Annotated in this window: 16 protein-coding genes; 4 read left to right on the top strand and 12 right to left on the bottom strand. The window is 66.2% G+C overall.

Annotation, left to right across the window (positions count from 1 at the left end):
* Window positions 1-85: 85 nt before the first annotated feature.
* A complete protein-coding gene (gene mutL, locus MRB47_RS13825) occupies window positions 86-2,059 on the bottom strand; it encodes a DNA mismatch repair endonuclease MutL (protein WP_252100977.1) in 1,974 nt (657 codons plus the stop codon).
* Between the two features lie 43 nt (window positions 2,060-2,102).
* Window positions 2,103-2,354 carry a glycine zipper domain-containing protein gene (locus MRB47_RS13820; protein ID WP_011804420.1) on the bottom strand — a complete coding sequence of 84 codons (252 nt, stop codon included), beginning with the start codon at window positions 2,352-2,354 and terminating at the stop codon, window positions 2,103-2,105.
* Window positions 2,355-2,567: 213 nt separating this feature from the next.
* On the opposite strand from MRB47_RS13820, the gene MRB47_RS13815 reads away from it, so the two are divergent.
* A complete protein-coding gene (locus tag MRB47_RS13815) occupies window positions 2,568-3,230 on the top strand; it encodes a DedA family protein (protein WP_015912629.1) in 663 nt (220 codons plus the stop codon).
* A gap of 108 nt (window positions 3,231-3,338) precedes the next feature.
* On the opposite strand, the gene MRB47_RS13810 is transcribed toward MRB47_RS13815, so the two are convergent.
* The 4 genes from MRB47_RS13810 to tsaE form a co-directional block, all read right to left on the bottom strand.
* The gene (locus tag MRB47_RS13810) at window positions 3,339-3,569 is read right to left on the bottom strand and encodes a glycine zipper domain-containing protein (protein WP_015912630.1); all 231 of its coding nucleotides are present in this window, start codon (window positions 3,567-3,569) and stop codon (window positions 3,339-3,341) included.
* A 120-nt stretch (window positions 3,570-3,689) separates the two neighbouring features.
* Window positions 3,690-4,022 (bottom strand): cupin domain-containing protein, encoded by a 333-nt coding sequence (locus MRB47_RS13805; protein WP_252100976.1) that lies wholly within the window; start codon window positions 4,020-4,022, stop codon window positions 3,690-3,692.
* 34 nt (window positions 4,023-4,056) lie between these two features.
* Window positions 4,057-5,505 carry an N-acetylmuramoyl-L-alanine amidase gene (locus MRB47_RS13800; RefSeq protein ID WP_252100975.1) on the bottom strand — a complete coding sequence of 483 codons (1,449 nt, stop codon included), beginning with the start codon at window positions 5,503-5,505 and terminating at the stop codon, window positions 4,057-4,059.
* Window positions 5,502-6,011 carry a tRNA (adenosine(37)-N6)-threonylcarbamoyltransferase complex ATPase subunit type 1 TsaE gene (tsaE, locus tag MRB47_RS13795; RefSeq protein WP_376748839.1) on the bottom strand — a complete coding sequence of 170 codons (510 nt, stop codon included), beginning with the start codon at window positions 6,009-6,011 and terminating at the stop codon, window positions 5,502-5,504. Before tsaE ends, MRB47_RS13800 begins: the two co-directional genes overlap by 4 nt.
* Window positions 6,012-6,023: 12 nt before the next feature.
* Between tsaE and queG the strand changes: the two genes are divergently transcribed.
* The gene (gene queG / locus MRB47_RS13790) at window positions 6,024-7,079 is read left to right on the top strand and encodes a tRNA epoxyqueuosine(34) reductase QueG (RefSeq protein WP_252102633.1); all 1,056 of its coding nucleotides are present in this window, start codon (window positions 6,024-6,026) and stop codon (window positions 7,077-7,079) included.
* A gap of 54 nt (window positions 7,080-7,133) precedes the next feature.
* Here queG and MRB47_RS13785 read toward each other — a convergent pair whose 3' ends face one another.
* On the bottom strand, window positions 7,134-8,051 hold the full coding sequence (locus MRB47_RS13785; protein ID WP_011804426.1) for an AEC family transporter: 918 nt from the start codon (window positions 8,049-8,051) through the stop codon (window positions 7,134-7,136).
* Between the two features lie 152 nt (window positions 8,052-8,203).
* Between MRB47_RS13785 and MRB47_RS13780 the strand changes: the two genes are divergently transcribed.
* Both MRB47_RS13780 and MRB47_RS13775 read left to right on the top strand, forming a co-directional pair.
* A complete protein-coding gene (locus tag MRB47_RS13780; protein WP_047349579.1) occupies window positions 8,204-9,166 on the top strand; it encodes a tripartite tricarboxylate transporter substrate binding protein BugE in 963 nt (320 codons plus the stop codon).
* Window positions 9,167-9,285: 119 nt separating this feature from the next.
* On the top strand, window positions 9,286-11,193 hold the full coding sequence (locus tag MRB47_RS13775; protein ID WP_252100595.1) for a hypothetical protein: 1,908 nt from the start codon (window positions 9,286-9,288) through the stop codon (window positions 11,191-11,193).
* A 552-nt stretch (window positions 11,194-11,745) separates the two neighbouring features.
* Here the strand turns inward: MRB47_RS13775 and asd are convergent.
* The 5 genes from asd to MRB47_RS13750 all read right to left on the bottom strand — a co-directional run bounded on the left by asd (window position 11,746) and on the right by MRB47_RS13750 (window position 16,359).
* Window positions 11,746-12,876: an aspartate-semialdehyde dehydrogenase gene (asd, locus tag MRB47_RS13770; protein ID WP_015913943.1), complete on the bottom strand. Its 1,131-nt coding sequence runs from the start codon at window positions 12,874-12,876 to the stop codon at window positions 11,746-11,748.
* Between the two features lie 277 nt (window positions 12,877-13,153).
* Window positions 13,154-13,927 (bottom strand): SDR family oxidoreductase, encoded by a 774-nt coding sequence (locus tag MRB47_RS13765; protein ID WP_252100974.1) that lies wholly within the window; start codon window positions 13,925-13,927, stop codon window positions 13,154-13,156.
* Window positions 13,928-14,089: 162 nt separating this feature from the next.
* Window positions 14,090-15,163 carry a 3-isopropylmalate dehydrogenase gene (leuB, locus tag MRB47_RS13760; protein WP_252100973.1) on the bottom strand — a complete coding sequence of 358 codons (1,074 nt, stop codon included), beginning with the start codon at window positions 15,161-15,163 and terminating at the stop codon, window positions 14,090-14,092.
* A 96-nt stretch (window positions 15,164-15,259) separates the two neighbouring features.
* Entirely contained in the window at window positions 15,260-15,910 is a 651-nt protein-coding gene (gene leuD / locus MRB47_RS13755) for a 3-isopropylmalate dehydratase small subunit (protein ID WP_252100972.1), read from the bottom strand.
* 41 nt (window positions 15,911-15,951) lie between these two features.
* On the bottom strand, window positions 15,952-16,359 hold the full coding sequence (locus MRB47_RS13750; protein ID WP_011806352.1) for a hypothetical protein: 408 nt from the start codon (window positions 16,357-16,359) through the stop codon (window positions 15,952-15,954).
* Window positions 16,360-16,369: the final 10 nt, after the last annotated feature.

Here is a 16,369-nt window from a genome sequence, read left to right as displayed (position 1 = left end):
CAAAGCAGCGCTGGCAGTGCAAGGCAGTCGGGGGAGAAGGGAATGCCGCTGGGTGGTAGCGGCGTGAGAGGGTGTGTGGATGCGCTCAGCGCCCGCGCAGGAACAGCGCGTCCAGCTCTTTCATGCTGAGCTGGCGCCAGGTGGGGCGGCCGTGGTTGCACTGGTCGGAGCGATCGGTGACTTCCATCTGGCGCAGCAGGGCGTTCATCTCGTCCAGCGTCAGCCGGCGATTGGCCCGCACGGCGCCATGGCAGGCCATGGTGGCAAGGATCTCGCTCTGCGCGCGCTGCACCACGGTGCTGGCGTCATGGGTGGCCAGCTCAGCCAGCACGCTGCGCGCCAGCTCCACGGGGTTGCCCTGGGCCAGCGTGGTGGGCACGGCGCGCACGGCCAGGGTGCGCGGCGAGAACGGCACGACCTCCAGTCCCAGCCGGGCCAACGTGTCGGCATGCGCCTCGGCGGTCGCCACCTCTTCGGGGGTGGCGGCAAAGGTGGCGGGGATGAGCAGTGGCTGGCTGGCGATGCGTGCACCTTGGTCCACCTGGGCCTTGAGCCGCTCGTACACGATGCGTTCGTGCGCCGCATGCATGTCCACCACCACCAAGCCCTGCGCGCTTTCGGCCAGGATATACACGCCATGGACCTGCGCCAAGGCGCGGCCCAGCGGCCAGGTGTGTCCATCCTCGACGTGCGCAGTCGCCATGTCGACGGCAGCCAATGGAGCCGCGCTGGCGGGCGAGAAGGACGGCGCCGTGGGCGCGCCTGGAGCGACCGGTGCCATGGCGGTGGTTGCCGGCATACCGGGCGGTGGCGCAGCCGTGGATGTGCCCCATAGAGCTTGCAGGTCAGAGACCTTGTGGCCTGCGCGCTCTTCAAATTTGATAGCTGATTGCGCTTGCCAATAGGGGGGATGAGCCGGGTTTCTATCTGAATCGCCCACGGATGGAGCGGCAGGCGCTACAGAAGTTGAAGCGGCGGCAGCCGCCAGCGCCTGCGCGCGCGGCGCCGCCAGAGCGTTCTCCACCGCGTGGCGCACGGCCTGGTGCACCTCGCGGCTGTCGCGAAAGCGCACCTCGATCTTGGTCGGGTGCACGTTCACGTCCACACGCTGCGGGTCGATCTGTATGTACAGTGCGTACACCGGCTGCTTGTGGCCGTGCAGCACGTCCTCGTAGGCGCTGCGCGCAGCATGCGTGAGCACCTTGTCGCGCACGAAGCGGCCGTTCACGTAGCAGAACTGCTGGTCTGCACGCGAACGGGCCGCGTCGGGCAGCCCGGCGCGGCCCGTCACCGTGACCGCGCCCAGGCGCAGGTGCACAGGTACGGAGTCGCGAATGAAGTCCTCGCCCAGCACGTCGCTCAGGCGCTGCTGCAGGGCCTGCTGGCGTTCGCCCTCGTCCGCAGTGGCAGCGGGAGCCAGTGTGGCGCGCCACTGCTCCACCAGCTTGCCTTCGTGCCAGATGGCAAAGCCCACATCGGGCCGCGCCAGCGCATGGCGGCGTACGGCCTCGATGCAGTGGGCGAGCTCGGTCGCGTCGGTCTTGAGGAATTTGCGCCGCGCGGGCGTGGAGAAGAACAACTCCTTGACCTCCACGGTCGTGCCACGGCTGCGTGCCGCGGGGCGCAGTTCGCCGCTGCGCGCATCCAGCAGAAAGGCGCTGGCCTGCTGCGCGGTGCGCGACAGCAGCGCCATCTCGGACACCGACGCGATGGCGGCCAGCGCCTCGCCGCGAAAACCCATGGTGGCGACCGATTCCAGGTCGTGCAGATTGGTGATCTTGCTGGTGGCGTGGCGGCGCAGGGCCACCGGCAGCTCATCCTGCGGGATGCCGCTGCCGTCGTCCTCCACGGCGATCAGGCGCACGCCGCCGGCCAGCAGGCGCACGGTGATCTGGGTGGCGCCCGCATCCAGGGCGTTGTCCACCAGTTCGCGCACGGCAGACGCGGGGCGCTCCACCACTTCGCCCGCGGCGATCTGGCTGATGAGCTCGTCGGGCAGGTCGCGGATGGGGCGCCGGGGCGCGGGGGCGAGGGCGGTGTCGGAAGGCTGTGCGGTCACGCGGGGATTTTAGGTGGCGATGCGACCGCGGGTGCTGTAAGGGTCAGTGGCGGTGGCGGTAGCCGCGGTCGTTGTTGCGGCCGACCTCGTTGCCGATCAGCGCGCCGGCGGCGGCGCCGCCCACGGTACCCAGCGTGGAGCCGAACACCGCGCTGCCCACCAGGCCGCCGGCCACGGCGCCGACGCCCGTGCCGATCTGTGCGTTGCTGGGCCGGTGGGCGCAGCCGCCCAGTGCAAGGGCGCCCGTGAGCAGTGCGGCAGTGGCGATCAGGCGGCTGTGGCGGAGGACGGTCATGGCGGTTCCTTTCGGGAAAATGGTCTTGTAATGAGGTGCGGCGCGGTGCGCACGCCGTGGGTGCACTATGGCGCGGCAGTGTGAAGTGTGCCCCGCGGTTTGTTTGCCATTTGCCAACAAGTGTGAGCAATTGCCAATGGTGGTGTGGTGCAACCAGGGGCATTGGGGGCGCGGGTACATTACGGCGCACTTCGCCAACGGGAGGTTTGTGTTTTGGAAGTCTTTGCGTTCCTGATCGATTTCATCCTGCATGTGGACAAGCATCTCGCCGCCTTCGTGGCCAGCTATGGCCCCTGGGTGTACGCGCTGCTGTTCATCATCGTGTTCGTGGAGACGGGCGTGGTGGTCATGCCCTTTCTGCCGGGTGACTCGCTGCTATTCGTGGTGGGGGCGCTCAGCGGTGCAGGGCTGATGAATTTCCCGCTGGCCTGCGCGGTTCTGCTGGCTGCGGCGATCCTGGGCGACCAGTGCAACTACAGCATCGGGCGCTATTTCGGACCCAAGGTATTCCAGTGGGAAAGCTCGCGCTGGTTCAACAAGAAGGCCTTCGACCAGGCCCATGCGTTCTATGAGCGCTATGGCGGCATCACCATCGTGCTGGCGCGCTTCATGCCCTTCATCCGCACGTTCGCTCCCTTCGTGGGCGGCGTGGCGGCCATGGGGCGGGGCAAGTTCACGGCCTACAACGTCGGTGGTGCGGTACTGTGGGTCGTGGGCATCTGCACCGCGGGGTACTTCTTTGGAAACATGGCCTGGGTGCAGCGGCATCTGGACAAGATCATCTGGGCCATGATCTTCATCCCCGGCCTGATTGCCATCTTTGGCGCATGGCGCGCCGGGCGCAAGGCTCAAGGAACTGCGGTTGCTATTGAATAGATAGCTAGTGGCGCTTGCTAGAAGCGCGTTAGGGCCATATTCCATATAAAACGCCACCGCCTCGCGAGAGGGGTGGCGTTCTGCATGGTGAGGCTCTCAGGCGGGCCGTCAACGGCGGCGATCGCGGTCCCGGTCTTCACCCAGTTCGTGGCCGATCAGCGCGCCGGCAGCGGCGCCGCCAATGGTGGCGGCCGTGCCGCCCACGGCGCTACCGAGTGCGCCGCCAGCCACGGCGCCGACACCGGTGCCGATCTGGGCGTTGGTGGGATTGGACGAGCAGCCCACCAGGCCCAGGGCGGCTGCGCAGGCGGCGGCGGAGAGAAGGTGGCGGTATTGCATGGTGGCTCCTTATGGTCAACAGACCCCGGTGTGGGGCCGTGACTCAACTGTCACCCCGCCGGCCCTGCGCCGGTGTAGGCCCGTCTTGCCGGCGCGTGTAGGACGCGGCGGCCCTCGGCCTTAACCCGGCGCGAGACAGATCGTCACCAGCAGCGAGGCGTCCTGCAGCGCCCGCAGCACATGCGGAATGCGCGGCACCAGGTGCAGGAAGTCGCCTTCGCGCAGGGTGTGCGACTGCGCGCCGGCCTGGAAAAGCACCTCGCCCTCCAGGCACAGCAGCGTGATTTCGCCCGGTGCGTCGTGCTGGTGCTGCTCTTTACCGGCGGGCAGCACCACGCGGATCACTTCCAGCTGGCCGGCCTTGATGAGGGCGCTGGTGGGCGTGTCGTGCAGGCGCGGCCCCAGGGGCCGGAGGCTGACGACTTCGCAGGACTGGGCGTGGGACAGTGCCATGGCGGTCTCCTGGCCGCCGGCACGGCCGCGCTGCTCAGACGGTGCGGCTGCGCGCCAGCGGCGGGTTTTTCGCGAAGTATCGGACGATGCCGCGCATCAGCGCGTCGGCCAACTGCTCTTGATACGCGGCGGACCGCAGCTTGGACTCTTCCTCGGGGTTGCTGATGAAGGCCGTCTCCACCAGCACGCTGGGAATGTCGGGCGCCTTGAGCACGGCAAAGCCCGCCTGCTCCACGCGCGGCTTGTGCAGCTTGGCCATGCCGCCGATCTCGCCCAGCAGCACGCTGCCGAGCTTCAGGCTGTCGTTGATCTGCGCCGTGGTGCTCATGTCCAGCAGCGCGCGCTGCACATGGCGGTCCTGTTGTGCGCCCAGGTTCACGCCGCCGATCAGGTCGGCCTCATTCTCCTTGTTGGCCAGCCAGCGCGCGGCCGAGCTGGACGCGCCGCCCTGGCTCAGCGCGAACACGCTGGCGCCGCGTGCCGACGGGGTGGTGAAGGCGTCGGCGTGGATGGACACGAACAGGTCCGCTTGCACGCGCCGCGCCTTGTCCACGCGCGCCGCCAGCGGCACGAAGAAGTCACCGTCGCGCGTGAGAAAGGCGCGCATGGGGTTGCCGCCCACCTGCGTGGCATTGATGCGGTCGCGCAGCAGGTGCGCCACTTTCAGCACCACGTCCTTTTCGCGCGTGCCGCGCGGTCCGATGGCGCCCGGGTCTTCGCCGCCGTGGCCGGGGTCCAGCGCGATGATGATGAGGCGGTCGGTGGAATACGCCGCGCGGGCCGTCGTAGGCGGGGTGGCGGGCGCGGCAGGGCGCGCCGGGGCGGCGGGTGCCGGCGCCACGGGTGCGGTTGCCACCGCCGTGCCCGGCACGTGCAGGGCAGGGGGCATGGCCTGCGGTGCGGAATGCCGTGCAATCAGGTCACCCAGCGGGTCCGTCAATGGGGTGGCTGCCATGGCGCGCCCTGTACCCGCGCTGCCGGGCAGCGGCGCGGTGGCGTCGCGCAGCCGCTCGGCGATCAGTGCCTCCAGCGGGTCGGGCGGCTGCGCGGGATACAGGTCGAACACCAGCCGGTGCTGGTACGCGGCCACGGGCTGCAGCGTGAAGACCTGCGGTCGCGCCGCCTGCTTCAGGTCCACCACCAGGCGCACCACGCCGGGCGCGTTCTGGCCCACGCGGATGCCGGCGATGTTGGGGTCGTCTGCGCGCACCTTGGCGACCAGTTCGCGCAGCGAGGGGTTGAGGTCGATGCCCTCGATGTCCACCGCCAGGCGCGGCGGCGTGTCCACGAAGGTCTGGCGGGCCGTGAGCGCGCGGTCCGATTCGATGGTCACCCGTGAATAGTCGGGCGCGGGCCAGACACGCACCGCGACGATGGTGGCGCCGCGCGCGATCTGCTGCGTGCCCAGCAGCAGTACCAGGCTACCCGCGCGCAGCAGGGTGCGGCGGCTGTGAAGGGGGGAAGGGCGGCGGGCATCGCTCATGGGGTGTCCAGTCCTTGCAGTATGGCGCTGCCATGGGGCGTGTGGGCTCGCAGCGTCACGTGCCGGGCTGAATCATCCTCCGCTTCAATGTGAATAGCAATATCCGCAGGCGGGATGAGGGTTCCTGCATGGCCAGGCCACTCGGCCAGCTTCAGGCCGGGGCTGGCGAAGATGTCGCGAAAGCCTGCGTCTTCCCACTCGCGCGGGTCGCTGAAACGGTAGAAGTCGAAGTGCCAGATGTTCAGTCCTGGTGCCTGGTGCGGCTCGACCACGGCGTAGGTCGGGCTCTTGATGCGCCCCTGCACGCCCAGGGCGCGCAGCAGGTGGCGCACCAGCGTGGTCTTGCCTGCGCCCAGGTCGCCGTGCAGGGCGATGAAGGCATTGCGCAGGCCGGGCTGCGCGGCCAGGCGCACGGCGAAGCGTGCCGTGTCCTCCTCGTCCTTCCATTGCAGCGACAGGCAGTGCGGCGTTTCTACAATCGGGTGTTGATGGTGTGCAGCAGTCAACTCGTTCCTCAAATACAAGGCTGGGCCCGCGAGCTGGGATTTTCCCAAATCAAGGTGGCCGGCGTGGACTTGTCCTCCGCCGAGCCCGGATTGATGCAATGGCTGGCCCAAGGGTTCCATGGCGAGATGCATTACATGGCGGCGCATGGCCTGAAGCGTGCCCGCCCGGCGGAGCTGGTGCCCGGCACCGTGAGCGTGATCACCGCGCGCATGGACTACCTGCCGCGCGCGATGGCGCTGGAAGCCTCCGAAGGCTGGCAGGCCATTGAACTTGGCCGGCTGGCGCGACCCACCGAGGCGGTGGTTTCCGTCTACGCCCGGGGACGCGACTACCACAAGGTGCTGCGCGCGCGGCTGCAAAAGCTCAGCGACCGCGTCGCCGAGGCAGTAGGGCCCTTTGGCCACCGCGTGTTCACCGACTCGGCGCCGGTGCTGGAGGCCGAGCTTGCGCGCCGCAGCGGCCAGGGCTGGCGCGGCAAGCACACGCTGGTGCTGAGCCGCGAGGCCGGCTCGATGTTCTTTCTGGGCGAGATCTATGTGGACATGCCCCTCGAACCCACCGAGCCCGTCACCCACCACTGCGGCAGTTGCCAGGCATGTATCGATGTCTGCCCCACGCAGGCCATCATCGCGCCGTACCGCCTGGATGCGCGCCGCTGCATCTCCTACCTCACCATCGAGCACGCCGGGCCCATTCCGCTGGAGTTGCGTCCGCTCATGGGCAACCGCATCTATGGCTGCGACGACTGCCAGCTCATCTGCCCGTGGAACAAGTTCGCGCAGACCAGCAGCCTGCCCGATTTCGATGTGCGCGCGGGGCTGGTGGGGCAGCAGCTCGTGCATCTGTTTACATGGGACGAGGAAACCTTCCTGCGCATGACCGAGGGCGGCCCGATCCGTCGCATCGGCCATGAGCGCTGGCTGCGCAACATCGCCGTGGCGCTGGGCAACGCGTTGCGCGCGACCCGCGACCCTGTCGTTCGCGCGGCGCTGGCCGCACGCGCCGATGACCCGAGCCCGCTGGTGCGCGAGCATGTGGCCTGGGCGCTGGCACAGGAAAATGAATAGAAATGGCCTGCAACGCTTGCAGAACAAGCGCGAGTAGCTATTAATTAAATAGCGTCAACGCAACAAGCCCAGAGCGAAGGGCAGGCTCACCACCCCCAGCACGGTGGACAGCGTGACCAGGCCTGCGACATACGCGCCGTTGTAGCCCATGCGTGCGGCGAGTACATAGCAGGTGGATGCGGTGGACACGGCGCAGAACGCCATCAGCACCGAGGTCTGTATGGCGTCCAGCCCCAGCAGATGCGCGAACCCCCAGGCGATCAGCGGCTGCGCGAGGTGGCGAATGGTCAACACCGACACGGACAGCAGCTTGCTGCGCGTGAGCAGGCCGAACTGCATGCCCGCGCCCGCCGCCATGAGCCCCAGCGCCAGCGACGCGGCGCTGATGCGACCCACCGTGGGCTCCAGCCACGGCGGGATGCGAAAGCCCAGCAGGTTGGCCGCCAGCCCCGTCGCCGTGGCGATGATCAGCGGGTTGCGCAGCAGTTCGCGCACGAAGCCCTGCTGGCCGCCGCGCGCCATGGGCCACACGGCGGCCACGTTCAGCAGCGGTACGCACACGCCAATCAGCACCGCCACCATGAGCAGGCCTTGCGCACCCGCCAGGCGCTCGGCCAGGGCCAGCACGATGAAGGAGTTGAAGCGGAAAGCCACCTGCGCCGCCGCCGCGTGGTCGCGCCGGTCGATGTGCCTGCCCAGCCAGGGCAGGTGCGGCAGGCTGTAGGCCAGCACCACGCCGCACAGGCCCGTGCCCACGCCGGCCACCACCAGGCCGGTGGCCTCGCCCACGTTGATGGGGCTCTTGACGATGGACTGGAACAGCAGCACCGGGAACAGCAGGTAATACACCAGGCTTTCCACCGGCTGCCAGACGGAGCGGTTGAGGGGCGTGTAGCGGCACAGCAGGTAGCCGAACAGGATCAGCGAGAAATCCGGGAGAAGAAGCTGCACATAACTCACGGCGCGCAGCATACCGTGGCGCTGTAGGCCGGCGGCGCGAATGATTGGGGAAACTCCCAACAAATCAGCGCGGCGCCCGCGGTGGTCAAAGCGGCATGGCACCGTAGGATCGCCGCCTACCCCCTGTTTTTTCCACCAAACACAATTTGATGAGGAGATTTCGCATGCAACGTCGCAACCTGCTGGCTTTGGCGCTGGCGGCCACCGCGGGCACCGCCTTCGCCCAGGGCTACCCCAACAAGCCCGTCAAGCTGCTAGTGCCCTTCGCGCCCGGCGGCACCACCGACATCATCGCCCGCGTGATCGCCGACCCACTGTCGCGCGCGCTCGGCCAGTCGGTGGTGGTGGAGAACCGGGGCGGCGGCGGCGGCGTGATTGGCGCGCAGGAAACGGCGCGCGCAGCACCCGATGGGTACAACCTGGGCGTGGCCACCGTGTCCACCACGGCGGCCAATCCGGCCATCAACTCCAAGATCCCGTACAACCCGATCACGGACTTCACGCCCATCATCAACATCGCGGCCACGCCCAACATCATCGCGGTGCACCCCAGCTTCCCGGCCAAGGACTACAAGTCCTTCCTGGCGGAGATCCAGAAGAACCCCGGCAAGTACTCGTACGCGTCCTCGGGCACAGGCGGCATCGGCCACCTGCTGATGGAGCTGTACAAGAGCCTCACCAACAGCTTCGTCACGCATATTCCCTACCGCGGCGCGGGTCCGGCACTCAACGACACCGTGGCGGGTCAGGTGCCCATCATCTTCGACAACCTGCCCTCGGCGCTGCCCTTCATCAAGAGCGGCAAGCTCGTGCCCATCGTGGTGTCCGCGCCGCAGCGCGTGGCGGCACTGCCCAATGTGCCCACCTTCAAGGAAGTGGGCCTGGAGCCGGTGAACCGCATGGCCTACTACGGCATTCTGGGTCCCAAGAACCTGCCCAAGGAGGTGGTGGACAAGATCAACGGCGGCGTGAAGAAGGCGCTGGAAGATGCCGCCGTACGCAAGCGCATCGAGGACACCGACTCGATCATCGTCGCCAACACGCCCGAGCAGTTCGCCGAGCAGATCAAGGCCGAGTTCGGCGTGTACAAGCAGGTGGTGCAAAAGCAGAAGCTCACGCTGGAATAAGCGCGCCCCCAGCCCTCTGAAAAACGCCCGCCTGCCGCGGCTAGCCGTTCTGTTAAAGTGTTGCTAAGAAAGCTGTAATGGCTCAAAATTCCGCCCTAGTCAACGACTAGGGCGTTTCTTTGTCCAAGGAAAAATCTCATCCAACTTCAGTAAAGCCGACTAAGTGGCCGCCTAGATTTCCGCCGGCCGCGGCGGGTATTCAAGTCAATCACTGCAAGAACCCCAAGTGCGGTAACTTCGGCGTACCGCCCAAGCTTGCGGTTGCCCGAGGCGGGGCCGGTACTCCAGCTTCTTCCGTTGGCCCAGGCGACTACACCGTGGTCGCTACCGGTAAGGACCAGCCGGCACTGAAGTGCCGCCTGTGCGAGGAAATCACCCCTATGCAGAGCAACTTGGCGATTGCCGAGGAGCTTATGCGCATGTCGGAGTACCTTGAACCAGTACTCCCGCAGTGTCCGAACGAGGCCTGCTCTCTATCGGAGGGGGCGCCATCCCTTGAGAATGTGACTCGCTTCGGCACCAACGCCCACGGAACTCCCCGGTTCAAGTGTGTCGGCTGCAAGAAGGCGTTCTCCTTCGGCGGCCGGTCAACCAAGCGCCAACGTCGCAGTCACTCCAATCGCGATATCTTGGTGCATCTGATGAACGCCATGCCGCTGCGGCGCATCATCAAGGTCCTCGATATCTCCCCCAGCCAGCTATACGACCGCATCGACTTCCTCTATGAGCAGGCCCAGATGTTCGCCGGCGAGCGTGAGCGAACCCTCATGGGACGCGACGACCTAGGCTCAAGATATCTGTCGGTTGACCGGCAAAAGCTGGTGGTGAACTGGCACTCTAAGAAGGTGCGAAAGAACACACTTTTGCTGTCCATTGCAACGGCCGACCAGGCTACGGGCTATGTGTTCGGGGTCAACGTCAACTTTGACCCTGCGCTGGACTCTGCTGACGTAGAGAAGGACATGGTTCGCTTTGGCGACCATGCACTTGCCAGAGCGTTTCGCCGCTACGCGAGAGTCTGGCTACCGGCTGATTGGAATGCTGCGGCTGAGAGGGCGGCGCCTCGCGGAGGTACCTCCCGAAAGCCTATGGAATCGGTCATCGAAGAGACGTACGACGCAGCCTTAGGTCGCCCCGATATAGAAGATGGTGAAGGCCCCGCGAACTCATCCCGTGCCCCCGTAAAGGGCATGCTGCTGCATGAGCAAGTGGTGATGTACGCCCACATCCAGCTTGTCACTCGACTGCTCTGCCGTGCCAAGAAGATTCGCTTCTTCACAGACCAGGAGTCGGGCATACGTGCGGCCATTCTGACGGCCGTGCCGAAAAGGGTTCTGGACCGGACGGCTGACGCTTTCTATGTCAAGGTGCTCAAAGATATGTCAGTGGACATGAAGCGCGCGCTGGTTGGTGCAACCAAGCGGCGTCTGGCGCGCTTAGCGGAGAAATACGGGGTAACCCCTGAGGCTGCAGAACTTCTGGCTGCCGAGGAAGAACTGGCGCGCATGGTTGCCATCGGCAAGTGGGGGGACCGCTGGTTCCGCCATCCCATATCGGAGATGCGTGAGCCTGAGAAATCCGTTTGCTGGCTGACCGATATCGACCCGGTCGAAACCGAACCGGACAAGCGTCGGCTCCAGCTTAGCCACCAGGCGCTACTGCACCTGAAAGCCACCCTTACCGCTGTCGACCGCTTCTTTATGCAGGTCCGGCGAGGCCTCACGCTGGCAGAACGCGCGGTGGCCAGCGCCAACACCGACCGACGTCTCTGGTTCGGGAAGAGCGCCTACAACCCCGAAGTCCTGGTGAAGGTGCTCGGCATCTTCCGGACGTACTTCAACTACTGCGAGGTTGGCCGGGACGGGAAAACGCCGGCAATGCGGCTGGGGCTGGCGCGCGGACCCATAGCGCCCGAAGACATCATCTATTTCACTCCCGAACCGCCCGAAAGACGCCGCGCGCCTGCCGCTCGGTCGCTCAAGCCCTCCGGCCCCGTGGCTCACGCAAGCGAGTCACTTGCCGCGTAGGACCCGTAGTTCGAGGTGAGCTTGGTCCGCAGTCAGGGAGCTCACTCGCACTTGGTAGACAGAGAGGGGGGCTCCCGATTCAGGCCCCGAGGACTCTTCCCATTCGGCTACACCCCCTTCACCCTCGCCGCTCACCGAGGAAAGGTACGGGCTCCGCCCTGTGCAGGCCAGCACTACTGCCGGGGCTAGGGTCATCCGCGGCAGAATACCGGTTGGTTTGACCCAATTTGTTACTTCAGCGCCTCTGATAAGGACACGACAAGGCTGGCTGCCATTGTCTCGCCAAGCCTCAACGCTCAGAGAGACAGTCCGATTGCCGTATGCCACGGGAGTGCTGCCCCTGAAGTCCGGAGCGGGCTCGTCGTTGCAGGCAGTGAGGAAGCTGGCGGCACACACGAGCGCGACGCCTAGGGAAAGGGGCTTGAAATTCAGCATGTCCCTTATAGCGACCAAAGAAACGAAGCCCCTCGTGCCGAAGCAGAGGGGCTTGAATCAAGGGCTTAGCAACACCTTAACGGAACGGCTAGACCCGAAGGTGGCGTTGAATCTGCGTCAGGCGTCTAGCAGGATGCGCAGCATGCGGCGCAGCGGCTCGGCGGCGCCCCACAGCAACTGGTCGCCGATGGTGAACGCGCCCACATACTCCGGACCCATGGCCAGCTTGCGGATGCGGCCGACGGGAATGGTCATGGTGCCGGTGACGGCCACGGGAGTCAGGTCCTTCAGCGTCGCCTCACGCGTATTGGGAACCACCTTCACCCAGTCGTTGTCGGCAGCGATCATGGCTTCGATGTCGGCCACGGGCACATCCTTCTTGAGCTTGAAGGTCAGTGCTTGGCTGTGGCAGCGCATGGCGCCTACGCGCACGCAGAAACCGTCCACCGGCACTGCGGCGGTGTTGAAGCCTTCCCCCTGGCCCAGGATCTTGTTGGTCTCGGCCATGCCCTTCCACTCTTCCTTGGACATGCCGTTGCCCAGGTCCTTGTCGATCCACGGGATGAGTGAGCCGCCCAGCGGCACGCCGAAATTGGCCGTCTCCGCGCCCGACAGGCTGCGCTGCTTGGCGATGACCTTGCGGTCGATTTCCAGAATGGCGCTCTTGGGATCGTCGAGCAGGGCCTTCACCTCGGCATTCAGCGTGCCGTACTGCGTCAGCAGTTCGCGCATGTGCTGCGCGCCGCCGCCGCTGGCCGCCTGGTAGGTCTGGGTGCTCATCCACTCGACGAGCCCGGCCTTGTACAGCGCACCCACGCCCATCAGCATGCAGGACACGGTGCAGTTGCCGCCAATCCAATCCTTGCCGCCGTTCGCCAGTGCGTTCTTGATGACGGGCATGTTCACCGGGTCGAGCACGATGACCGCGTTCTTTTCCATGCGCAGGGCAGAGGCGGCGTCGATCCAGTGGCCGTTCCAGCCGGCCGCGCGCAGCTTGGGGTACACCTCGTTGGTGTAGTCGCCGCCCTGTGCGGTGAGGATGATGTCGCAGCGCTTGAGCTGTTCGATGTCGAACGCGTCCTGCAGCGTGGTCTCGTTCTTGGCCTGGGCGGGCGCCTTGCCGCCTGCGTTCGAGGTGGAGAAGAACAGGGGCTCGATCAGATCGAAGTCCTTTTCCTGCGCCATGCGGTCCATCAGGACCGAGCCGACCATGCCGCGCCAGCCGACCAAACCTACCAACTTGCTCATTTCATCGCCCTTTCAAAGTAAAAAACAGTACGCACGCGACCGGTGGCTGCTTTCTTCCGCCCCCGGCTCGTCTAGGCCAGGGAGGGCGCACGACGATGCCGGAGCTGGATCAGCCCGTAATGGTCGTGGTTTTGGTGATTGCGCGCGCAGCCTTGCGTGCCTTGGCGGCAGAGGCGGTGTTCAGGGCGAACGGGCGGGCGGCAAACATAGCTGGGCATTGTAGCGGAACCCATGCAGGCCCATGGCTGGGCATGCCGCCATCACCGCTGCGCTGCGGTCATCCCCGCTGGATGGACACCCCGCCATCCACCAGCATGGCTGTTCCGGTGACGAACGTTGCCGCGTCGGACGCCAGGTACAACGCGGCCTGGGCAATCTCCCGGGGCTGCGCCAGGCGCTTGAGTGCATGCAGTTGGGCGACCTGGGACAGCGCCTCGGGTGTTCCGTTCATGGCGCGCGCCATGGGGGTGAGGGTGCCGCCGGGCAGCAAGGCATTCACACGGATGGCCTTCGCTCCGAACTCCGTGGCCAGTGCCTGGGTCAGGCCGATCAGGCCGGCCTTGCTCGCGGCATACGCGGCCGTGCCCGCAAATGCGGCGGTATACCCCACGAAGGTGGAGGTGAGGATGATTGAACCACCTCCGCGCGCCAGCATTGCGGGAATCTGGTGCTTGGCGCCCAGGAAGGCACTGGTGAGGTTGGTCTCCAGGGTGTCGCGCCAATCGCTCGACTGCACGTCCGGCGTGGGTTGCAGCGGCCCCATGGTGCCCGCATTGTTGAAGGCGATATCGAGGCCGCCAAAACGCTCCACGGCAGTGGCGACGAGCGCTTGTGCGTAGGCCTCGTCGCGCACGTCGCCGGCCACTGCCGCAGCCGACCCTCCCTGCTGGGTGATGGCAGCGACGAGTTGGTCCAGCTCCGCTTGGCGCCGTGCGCCCACGACGACGGCCGCACCGGCCTCCGCGAAAAGCAGGGCCGCTGCGCGGCCGATGCCGGAGCTGGCGCCGGTGACGATGGCGACGCGCTGGGAGAGGGACGGTTGGTGGGACATGGGACGCTCCTTCGGGTTGGGTGAAGGAAGAGTCTCCCGGCCCGTGGGCGATGCGTCTGGCCGGATCCGGACTTGCGATGCCGCGTGGCCGCTGGTGCTGCTTGCGCGCCACGAAAAAGCGGCCCCGAAGGGCCGCTGTCGCGTTGTGCGGGAGGCTGCCCGTCAGGCAGCGAGGGCCTTCACCACGGCATCGCCCATCTGTGCCGTGCCCACCTTGGTGGTGCCGTCGCTGTAGATGTCAGGCGTGCGCAGGCCTTGGGCCAGCACCTGCTGCACCGCGGCTTCGATGCGGCGCGCGGCTTCTTCCTGGTTCAGGCTGAAGCGCAGCATCATGGCGGCGCTGAGGATGGTGGCCAGGGGGTTGGCTACGCCCTTGCCGGCGATGTCCGGGGCGCTGCCGTGGCTGGGCTCGTACAGGCCTTGCTTCTTATCGTTCAGGCTGGCCGAGGGCAGCATGCCGATGGAGCCGGTGAGCATGGAGGCTTCGTCGGAGAGGATGTCGCCGAACATGTTGCCGGTGACGATCACGTCGAACGCCTTGGGCGCTTTCACGAGCTGCATGGCCGCGTTGTCCACGTACATGTGCTGCAGCTCCACGTCGGGATAGTCCTTGTGTACCTCGGTCACGACGTCCTTCCAGAACTGGAAGGTTTCCAGCACGTTGGCCTTGTCCACGCTGGTGACCTTCTTGTTGCGCTTGCGCGCGGCCTCGAACGCGACGCGGGCGATGCGCTCGATCTCGGGCTTGCTGTAGCGCATGGTGTCGAATGCTTCCTCGGCGCCGGGGAAGTGGCCGTCGGCGGCGGTGCGACGCCCGCGCGGCTGGCCGAAGTAGATGTCGCCGGTCAGCTCGCGGATGATGAGGATGTCCAGGCCAGCCACCAGCTCGGGCTTGAGGCTGGAGGCGTGCGTGAGCTGCTCGTAGCAGATCGCGGGACGGAAGTTGGCGAACAGGCCCAGGTGCTTGCGCAGGCCCAGGATGGCCTGCTCGGGGCGCAGCGGGCGCGCCAACGTGTCGTACTTCCAGTCGCCCACGGCGCCGAACAGGATGGCGTCGGCACTCTTGGCAAGATTCAACGTGGACTCCGGCAGCGGGTGGCCCGCGGCCTCGTAGGCGGCGCCGCCCACGGGTGCAATCTCCATCTCCAGCTTCAGGTCCAGGGCTTCGAGCACCTTGACGGCCTCGGCGACGATCTCGGGGCCAATGCCGTCACCCGGCAGAACTGCGATTTTCATGGTCATTCACTTCTGTTTTGATAGCTATTGGCGCTTGATAGGCAAGCGCTAGAGGCTGATTTTGCTTGTAATCAATCGGTCAGGGCCGGTGGTGGGTCACGCGGCCATGGTGTGGCTCAGCCACGGCTTGCTGGCCAGGCGTGCGGCTTCGAACGCGCGAATCTTGTCGGCATGGCGCAGCGTCAGGCCGATGTCGTCAAAGCCGTTGAGCAAGCAGTACTTGCGAAACGGCACCACGTCGAAGGGGGTCTCCTCGCCCTGGGGACGCACCACCACCTGGCGCTCCAGGTCCACGGTGAGCTGGTAGCCGGGGAAGGCGGCCGCTTCGTTGAACAGCTGGTCCACCGTGGCTTCGGGCAGCACGATGGGCAGCAGGCCATTCTTGAAGCAGTTGTTGAAGAAGATGTCGGCGAAGCTTGGCGCGATGATGGCGCGAAAACCGTATTGGTCCAGCGCCCAGGGCGCGTGCTCGCGGCTGGAGCCGCAGCCGAAGTTCTTGCGCGCCAACAGGATGCTCGCGCCCTGGTAGCGCGGCTGGTTCAGCACGAAGTCGGGGTTGGGCTTGCGCTGGGATTCGGGCACGCCCGGCTCTCCCTTGTCGAGGTAGCGCCATTCGTCGAACAGGTTGGGGCCGAAGCCCGTCTTCTTGATCGACTTGAGGAACTGCTTGGGGATGATGGCGTCGGTATCGACGTTCTCGCGGTCCATGGGGGCGACGAGGCCCTTGTGGAGGGTGAATTTCTGCATGGTGGTGTGTCCGGAAAGAAGTGGCGTTGGGGCCCGCGGGCTTACTGGCCGTTGGTCCAAGTGCCGGCCTTGATCTGTGCGCTGGAGGTTTCGCAGGCCTTGCGCTTGTCCTGCAGCGCATCGGCGGTCAGGTTGTAGTAGTAGGCATCCACGGGCTGACCCATCAGCCCCTTGCAGGCGCCGCTGGCCGGGCGCGGGCACTGCGGCAGGTAGCTCACCTTGCCGGGCTTGCCGCCCAGTTGGGCGGACATCTGCGCCAGGCCGCCGCAGCTGCCCTTGATCTGGTCGTCGGGCACGCCGGCGGCGAATTCCATGCAGTCCTTGACCTGCGTGGTCTTGCCACTGAAGGTGATGCTGCCTTCGATGACGCAGGCGCGGTTGGCGGCCCACGACAGGGCGGGGCTGGCCAGCAGCAGCGTGGTGGCGAGGCAGGCGAGGGCTTTCTTCATGCGGAGCTCC

It is taken from the genome of Diaphorobacter sp. LI3 (assembly GCF_022807955.1).
Taxonomy (GTDB): Bacteria; Pseudomonadota; Gammaproteobacteria; order Burkholderiales; family Burkholderiaceae_C; genus Diaphorobacter; species Diaphorobacter nitroreducens.
Note: the sequence above shows the minus strand (reverse complement) of the source record. Positions and strands in the feature narration are given on the sequence as shown.

Excerpts from the sequence above, each read along its gene's own strand:
- MRB47_RS13820 (WP_011804420.1), bottom strand. The coding sequence starts at position 2,354 with ATGACCGTCCTCCGCCACAGCCGCCTGATCGCCACTGCCGCACTGCTC.
- MRB47_RS13810 (WP_015912630.1), bottom strand. The coding sequence starts at position 3,569 with ATGCAATACCGCCACCTTCTCTCCGCCGCCGCCTGCGCAGCCGCCCTG.
- MRB47_RS13805 (WP_252100976.1), bottom strand. The coding sequence starts at position 4,022 with ATGGCACTGTCCCACGCCCAGTCCTGCGAAGTCGTCAGCCTCCGGCCC.
- MRB47_RS13800 (WP_252100975.1), bottom strand. The coding sequence starts at position 5,505 with ATGAGCGATGCCCGCCGCCCTTCCCCCCTTCACAGCCGCCGCACCCTG.
- MRB47_RS13785 (WP_011804426.1), bottom strand. The coding sequence starts at position 8,051 with ATGCTGCGCGCCGTGAGTTATGTGCAGCTTCTTCTCCCGGATTTCTCG.
- MRB47_RS13780 (WP_047349579.1), top strand. The coding sequence starts at position 8,204 with ATGCAACGTCGCAACCTGCTGGCTTTGGCGCTGGCGGCCACCGCGGGC.
- asd (WP_015913943.1), bottom strand. The coding sequence starts at position 12,876 with ATGAGCAAGTTGGTAGGTTTGGTCGGCTGGCGCGGCATGGTCGGCTCG.
- MRB47_RS13765 (WP_252100974.1), bottom strand. The coding sequence starts at position 13,927 with ATGTCCCACCAACCGTCCCTCTCCCAGCGCGTCGCCATCGTCACCGGC.
- leuB (WP_252100973.1), bottom strand. The coding sequence starts at position 15,163 with ATGAAAATCGCAGTTCTGCCGGGTGACGGCATTGGCCCCGAGATCGTC.
- leuD (WP_252100972.1), bottom strand. The coding sequence starts at position 15,910 with ATGCAGAAATTCACCCTCCACAAGGGCCTCGTCGCCCCCATGGACCGC.
- MRB47_RS13750 (WP_011806352.1), bottom strand. The coding sequence starts at position 16,359 with ATGAAGAAAGCCCTCGCCTGCCTCGCCACCACGCTGCTGCTGGCCAGC.